Genomic DNA, 7,691 nt, shown 5'->3' with positions numbered 1-7,691 from the left:
GAGGGGTTGCTTCCGCGAATCCAACTCACAAATGAGTTCACGGAGCGAGACCCCTCACCCGTCTCGCCGCTACGCGGCGAGCCACCCTCTCCCACAAGGGGAGAGGGGAAGAAACTCTCTACTGCCCGGTCTCGATCCTCAACAGCTTGATCTTGCGATAGAGCGTGGCACGGCTGAGCTTCAGGGCGCGGGCGGCTTCGGTGACGCGGCCGCCGTGCTTTCTCAAGGCTTCGACGATCGCTTTGCGTTCGGCCGAGAGAAGGTCAGGTTCTTCCACGCGGCCGCCGAACGGCGGCAGGTCGAGGTCGGCATCGGCGATGACGCCATCCTCGGCCGTGCATCCCGCAAGACGCAGCACGTGGCGAAGCTGGCGCATGTTGCCGGGGAACGGGTAGTCCCGCAGCAATGACCACGCCTCCGGCGAGAGCCGGCAGTTCGGCGCCTCCTCGCACGCGACGTCTCGGATGATATCGGCCTTGTCGGCGCGCTCGCGCAGCGCCGGCAATCTCACCTCCGTGCCACGCAGGCGGAAATAGAGATCAGCGCGGAAGGCGCCCTCCTCCACCATGCGGCCGAGATCGCGATGGGTTGCGCTGATTAGGCGGATATCGACCGGGACCGGCTTGAGCGCGCCGAGTGGCCAAACCTCGCGGTTTTCAAGCACGCGCAACAGCCGCGTCTGCAGCGCAATCGGCATGTCGCCGATCTCGTCGAGGAACAGCGTGCCGCCGTCGGCCTGCACGATCAGGCCCTTTGAACCATCGCGTCGCGCGCCGGTGAAGGCGCCGGCCTCGTAGCCGAACAGCTCGGCGTCGATCAGGCTTTCCGGCATCGCCGCACAGTTCAGCGCGACATAGTGATGGTCCGCGCGGTTGCTCGCGGCATGGATGGCGCGCGCGAACAAATCCTTGCCGACGCCGGTCTCGCCGCGGAGCAGGATCGGCAGATTGTGATCCCCGATACGCGCAAGCCGCTTCACGCTCTTGATCAGACCGGGGTCGCGGCCGGCGAGCCGGTGCAAGCTCTCATAACGGTCGACCGTGACCTCACGTCGCGCGACCGGCGAACGTCGCGTTGATCTTGCCCGCAGCGGGGGCGCGACGTGCCCCTGCCCCATCGGACTGCCGTCGGCACGATGCAGCTCGATCGTGTCATCTGCGCCGGCCTGCATGTAGCGCGATAGATCGATGCCCGATGCGATCATGCCGTCGGTCAGGCCCAGCATCATGCGCGCCGCGCGGCAGGCGCCGACCACGCGGCGGTCCTCGTCATAGGCGATCAAGCCGCTGCCGCCGTCGCCGGGCACGGTCGCGATCCAGGCGTTGCGGAAATGATTGCGGAAGATGATGCCTTCGATGCGTCGTGTCGCCTCCATCGTCACGGCAAGCGCAAGCTGATGTGCAGCGCGGCTGAGATCCTCGCGGCAGGAGGTGATATTGACGGCACCGGCGAGCCGTCCGGCCTCGTCGAACAGCGGCGTCACCGCGCAGGAGAAGATGCTCCACTGTTCGCGAAAATGCTCGTCGCGATGCACCAGGATCGGCTTCTGTTCGGCGAGCGCGGTACCGAGGCCGTTGGTGCCTTCGAAGGATTCTGAGAAGTTGGAGCCGGTATAGACCTTCCAGCGCAGGAAGATGTCGGCATCGGCCGCGCCGGGCAGCCGGCTGAGCAGCATGGTCGCGTTGGAATCGGCGAGATTGACGCAATAGCCGGCCTCGCGCAGCACCCGTGCGAGGTTTTCGAGCTCGGGCGTGGCGAGCCGGATCAGCTCTTCCATCGGCTCGGCGACATGCCGCACCTCGGCCTCGGTGAGCGTTTGCGGCGGGCCCTGACGGGCGGGATCGAGCTTGTGGTTGATCAGGCAGCGCCGCCAGGACGTCGCGATCCGCGAGGGCGCATCGACGTCGGCCACCTCTTTGGCGACGGACAAAACACGGGCGACATGGTTCGAGGCCGCGAGGCTGGCCATCCCGTACGTCTCCACCCTGAATTATTGTGCAAAGTCTGGCACCACAGGCGGGGATGTCAATCGGGAACCGGGAGGAGGCAACGTTGCTGCGCTGCCCTCACCAGGTGTCGACGCACGGCCGCTTCTTCTCGGTCCGCTCCGGCGGCTTTGGCACCGAGCGCAGGCCGGCCATGATCCAGCGGCGGGTCTCGGCGGGATCGATGACGTTGTCGATCTCGAACACCGAGGCGATCGAGACGGCCTTGCCGTTGGCATAGAGCTCGGCGACCCTGTTGCGGTAATAGGTCTCGCGCTCGACCGGGTCGGCGATCGCCTCCATCTCCTTGCGGAAGCCGAGCCGCACATAGCCCTCCAGGCCCATCCCGCCGAATTCGCCGGTGGGCCATGCCGCAGTGAAGAACGAGGCGTGGAAGCCGCCGCCGATCATCGACTGTGCGCCGAGGCCATAGCCCTTGCGCAGGACGATGCCGAACAGCGGCACGGTGAGGCTCGCGCCGGTCACGAACATGCGCGCGACGTGGCGCACGATCGCGGTCTTCTCGGCCTCCGGGCCGACCATAAAGCCGGGCGTGTCGCACAGCGAGACGATCGGGATGTCGAAGGCGTCGCAGAGCTGCAGAAAGCGCGCCGCCTTGTCGCCGGCATCGGCATCGATCGCACCGCCGAGATGGCGGGGATTGTTGGCGATCAGGCCGAAGGGTTTGCCCTCGATGCGGATGAAGGCGGTGATCATGCCGACGCCGTAATCGCGGCGGATCTCGAGCACGGAATCCGTATCCGCGAGCAGATCGATCACGCTGCGGATGTCGTAGACGCGCAGGCGGTTCTCGGGGATCGCGCGGCGCAACAGGCGCTGGTCGGGCGCCTTCCACTCCGCCACGGCGCCCTGGAAATAGGACAGGTACTTTTGCGCCGCGCGTGTCGCCTCCTCCTCGTCCTCGACGAGGATGTCGACGACGCCGTTCGGAGACTGGAACGAGACCGGGCCGACTTCCGCCGGATGATAGACGCCGAGCCCGCCGCCCTCGATCATGGCGGGGCCGCCCATGCCGATCGAGGCGTTCCTGGTGGCGATGATGACGTCGCAGCAGCCGAGCATCGCCGCGTTGCCGGCGAAGCAATAGCCGGAGACGATGCCCACGACAGGCACGAGGCCGGAGAGCTTTGCGAACTGCACGAAGGACGGGCCGTCGAGGCCGGTCATGCCGAGCCGATCTGTATCGCCCGGGCGACCGCCGCCACCTTCGGCATAGAAGACGAGCGGGATGCGCCACTGTTCCGCCAGCGTCAGCATGCGGTCGATCTTCTTGTGGTTCATGTGCCCCTGCGTGCCCGCGAGCACGGTGTAGTCGTAGGCGACCACCATGCAACGCGCGCCCTCCGGGCCGAACTTGTCACCGTTGACCGTGGCGACGCCCATGATGAGACCATCGGCCGGCGTGTTCTTGATGAGATCGTCGAGCTTGCGGCGGCGGCGCTGGGCCGCAATGGCGAGGCTGCCATATTCCATGAACGAGCCGTCGTCGACGAGCTGCGCGACGTTCTCGCGCGCGGTGCGCTGATTGGTGTTGCGGCGGCGTTCGACGGAGGCCGGACGGTTCTCGTCCAGCGTATTGGCCTGGCGTGCGATCAGCTCAGCCAGGTCAGGACGGATGTGATCGAGGTCGATCTCGGCTTCCTGCGCAGCGGTATCGGCGGCGACGTCCAGCGGCTCAAGATAGAGAATGGCCTCACCATGCATCAGTGTGACGCCGTCGCCCGCGACCAGCTTCATCACGCGGCCGCCCTGCTCGGCCATCACGAGATGCTCCATCTTCATGGACTCGATCACGGCGAGCTGCTGGCCGGGCCGCACGATCTCGCCTTCCGTGACCTGGATCGTGACCACAGTTCCCTGCAAGGGCGCGGCCACCATCACCGCACCTTCCGGAACGACCTGCGTAACCGGCTTCGCCGCGCCATGCTCGCCGGCATGGTCTGCGGCCGCGAAGAACAGCGGCCGCGCGGCGCCGTCGGCGGCCTCCACCAGCTTCGCGATATTGCGATCGATGAAATCTGTTGCGATGCGGTTGGTTTTGAAATCGGGATGGGCGAGCACCGCCTGGAGGAAGGCGATGTTGGTAACGACGCCGTCGATCCTGAACTCGCGCAACGCGCGCGAGGCTTTTGCGACGACGTCGTGCCAGGCCTCGCTCGGCGTATGCACGATGACCTTGGCGAGCAGCGAGTCGAAGGCGGCGCTGGTCTTGTAGCCGGCATAGCCAAAACTATCGACGCGCACGCCTGGGCCCGACGGCGGCTCGAATACGGCCAGCGTGCCGCCGGTCGGATGCGTCGCACCGGTCTCGTCGAGCGTCTCCATGTTGACGCGGAGCTGCATGGCATAGCCGCGCGGCTTTGGGATCGAGCCCTGCGCGAGGCCGAGCGAGGCAAGCGTCGCGCCCGCGGCGACCGCGAGCTGGGCGCGGACGAGATCGACGCCGAGGACCTCTTCGGTCACGGTGTGCTCGACCTGGAGCCGCGGATTGGCCTCGATGAAGGCAAAGCTCTCCTCGGCCGCGCCATCAACCAGGAATTCAAAGGTGCCGAGATTGTCGTAGGCTGCAGCCGTCGCAAGCTGCTTTGCCGCCTCGATGATGCGGCCGCGCAAGGCATCGCTGAGGGACGGGCTTGGCGCGACCTCGACCAGTTTTTGGTGACGGCGCTGGATGGTGCATTCGCGCTCCCAGAGATGGCTGATCGCGCCGTGATGGTCGCCGATGATCTGCACCTCGATGTGGCGCGCCTTCCGGATCAGCCGTTCGGCATAGACGCCGTCATAGCCGAATGCGGCCTTGGCCTCGGACTGGCAGCGCGCATAGGCCTCCGCGAGTTCGGCCGCCTTCTCCACCACGCGCATGCCGCGGCCGCCGCCGCCGGCCATTGCCTTGATGACGATGGCGGCACTCTTGCCGAGAGACTCGAAGAACGCCTTGATCTCCTCCAGCGACGAGGGACCTGAGGTGCCGACGATGATCGGCACGCCGCACCGCTTTGCCAGTTGCCGGGCCGCGACCTTGTCGCCGAACAGCTCGAGTGCTGAGGCCTTCGGCCCGACGAACACGATGCCCTCCGCCGCGCACGCCTTGGCGAACTCCGCGTTCTCGCTGAGGAAGCCATAGCCGGGATGCACGGCATCGCAGCCCGCAGCCTTGGCCGCCTTCACCACGCTCGCGATGTCGAGATAGGCGCGCGCGCCGCGGCCCGCAATTTCGACCGCTTCGTCGGCGACACGGACATGCAGCGACAACGCATCGTCGGCGGGATGGATCGCGACCGTGGCGATACCGCTATCCGCCGCGGCACGCGCGATGCGGATGGCGATCTCGCCGCGATTGGCGATCAGAAGCTTCTTGAACGACATTGAGCGGTCTCCATGCACCGCTTATTTGCAGCGGGCATCGAGGCACGTCAACGACAAGCGAGAGCGGAGTCAAGCGAAACGGCAACGGCTGCGCGTACCGATACCGCGAGCCGGAATTTAGTGCCGGGAGGCCGGCGTCACGCCGGCACGATCACCCTGCCGATCGGCCACAGCGCAATGCCGGCAAGCTTCAGATGCGCCCAGGCGAAGGGAATGCCGATGATCGTGATGGCCATCACGATCGCGGTCAGGACGTGCCCGATCGCGAGCCACCAGCCGGCGAGCACGAACCATATGATGTTTCCGATCACGCCGAGCGGCCCCGTGCCGATGTCGCTCTGTCCGGTGAGTTCGTCACGGCGGACCGCCCGCGAGCCGAACGGCAGCAGCGTGTAGACTGCGATGTTGAAGGCGGCGCGCGCCCAGGGAATGCCGATGATGGTGATGGCCATGATGACGGCGGCCACCAGCCAGCCGAACGCCATCCACGCGCCTAGCAGAATCCAGAGGATGTTCAGGAGGATAGAAACTGGCTGCATGGCAAAGCACCTTCGCGCATCGGGAAGCTCCACCCCTATTTAGGTGGCGCTTGCCCGATGCGGTAGATGTTGCCTCGAGCTTACGTTATGCCGCTCGCACGCCGGCGACGAAGGTCGAGACCTCGTCCTGAAGCGATTGCAGCTTCTGCGTCAGCCGGCCGCTCGATTGCAGCACCTGGCCTGCGACCTTGCCGGTCTCCGACGTCGCGTCGGTCACGCCTGCGATGTTCTGCGAGACCTGGTTGGTGCCGGAGGCCGCATCCTGCACGCTGCGGGCGATCGCCTGCGTGGCGGCGCCCTGCTCCTCGACCGCGGCGGCGATCGAGGAGGAGATCTCGTTGACCTCCATGATGGTGTTGCGGATGTTCTGGATGTTGCCGACGACCTGCTGGGTCTCGCCCTGGATCGCGGTGATCTGCGCGCTGATCTCGTCGGTCGCCTTCGCCGTCTGGCTCGCCAGCGACTTTACTTCGCTTGCGACGACCGCAAAGCCCTTGCCGGCCTCGCCCGCACGCGCCGCCTCGATGGTGGCGTTGAGCGCGAGCAGGTTGGTCTGCGAGGCGATCTGGTTGATGAGGTCGATGACCTCGCCGATCTTGTGCGCAGCCTGCGCAAGTCCCTGGACGGTCTCGTTGGTGCGCTGGCCGTCGGCCGCCGCCTTGTCGGCCACTTGCGCGGCCTGCGCCACGCGCTGGCTGATCTCCGTGATCGAGGACGACAATTGTCCGGCGGCCGAGGCCACGGTCTGCACGTCACCGGAGGCCTGCTGGCAGGCGGTCGCAACGAAGCTCGCGCGCTCGGTCGCCTTGTTGGCGGTCTCCGACATGCCCTGGGCTGCCTGCTGCATCTCGCGCGCCTCGACGAAGACGTCGCGGACCACGGCCTGCACGCTCGCCTCGAACTTGCCGGCGAGATCGACCATCACGCGGCGCTTCTCGGCGTCGGCCTGTTGCTTCATCTGTTCCTGCTCGGCGTGCATCTGGCGCACGGCGGCCGCATTGTCCTTGAACACGGCAAGCGCTTTGGCGAGACCGCCGATTTCGTCGCGGCGATTGGTGTAGGGCACGTCGAACGCGCTGTCGCCGGACGCAAGCCGCTCGGTGAGATCGGTGATTTTGCCGAGCGGGCGAGTGACGCCGCGGCCGATCACGAACGACGAGAGGAGCACGAGCGCAAGCACGCCGAGGCACAGCCAGGCAAACGTCATCGCGGTCTGGCGGAACACGGCGTCGACATCATCGAGATAGATGCCGGTACCGATGATCCAGCCCCAGGGCTCAAAGCCCTTCACGAAGGAGATCTTTGCCACCGGCTGATCGAAGCCGGGCTTTGGCCAGAGATAGCTGTAGAAGCCCGCGTTCTGCTTCTTCACGACGTCCACGAAGCCGAGGAACAGCGCGTTGCCGGCCGGATCCTTCATGCCGGAGAGATCCTTGCCGTCGAGCTCGGGCTTGATCGGATGCATGACCATCTTCGGGGTCATGTCATTGATCCAGAAATACTCGACCTTGTCGTAGCGCAGGCTCTTGATCTCGGCCTGAGCGGCCGCCTGCGCCTGCTCGCGCGTCAGCTTCCCGCCGGCCTCGAGCTTTTGATAATGGGCGAGGATGCCGTAGCCGACATCGACCATGTGCTGCGTCTTGGCCTGGCGGTCGGCGACCATCTGGCCCCGCATCGTGTAGAGCGCGATGGGCGCCAGCGCGATCATGCCGACGAGGCCGATCGCGACAATGAGCACCAGCTTGAAACTGATACGGGAGAAAATCATTTTTGCTCGCAC

The 7,691-nt window shown here is 66.0% G+C and carries 4 protein-coding genes; all 4 read right to left on the bottom strand.

Annotated elements, in window-relative coordinates; genetic code table 11:
• Window positions 1–118: 118 nt before the first annotated feature.
• A complete protein-coding gene (locus tag C2U70_RS20645; RefSeq protein WP_186294381.1) occupies window positions 119–1,969 on the bottom strand; it encodes a sigma-54-dependent Fis family transcriptional regulator in 1,851 nt (616 codons plus the stop codon).
• A 97-nt stretch (window positions 1,970–2,066) separates the two neighbouring features.
• Complete coding sequence (locus tag C2U70_RS20640; RefSeq protein ID WP_140980258.1) at window positions 2,067–5,372, bottom strand: acetyl-CoA carboxylase family protein; 3,306 nt, start codon at window positions 5,370–5,372, stop codon at window positions 2,067–2,069.
• A 137-nt stretch (window positions 5,373–5,509) separates the two neighbouring features.
• Window positions 5,510–5,911: a YccF domain-containing protein gene (locus tag C2U70_RS20635; RefSeq protein ID WP_140980257.1), complete on the bottom strand. Its 402-nt coding sequence runs from the start codon at window positions 5,909–5,911 to the stop codon at window positions 5,510–5,512.
• An 85-nt stretch (window positions 5,912–5,996) separates the two neighbouring features.
• On the bottom strand, window positions 5,997–7,679 hold the full coding sequence (locus C2U70_RS20630; RefSeq protein WP_140980256.1) for a methyl-accepting chemotaxis protein: 1,683 nt from the start codon (window positions 7,677–7,679) through the stop codon (window positions 5,997–5,999).
• Window positions 7,680–7,691 lie beyond the last annotated feature (12 nt).

Source organism: Bradyrhizobium guangdongense, from assembly GCF_006483445.1.
Lineage (GTDB): Bacteria > Pseudomonadota > Alphaproteobacteria > Rhizobiales > Xanthobacteraceae > Bradyrhizobium > Bradyrhizobium guangdongense_A.
Note: the sequence above shows the minus strand (reverse complement) of the source record. Positions and strands in the feature narration are given on the sequence as shown.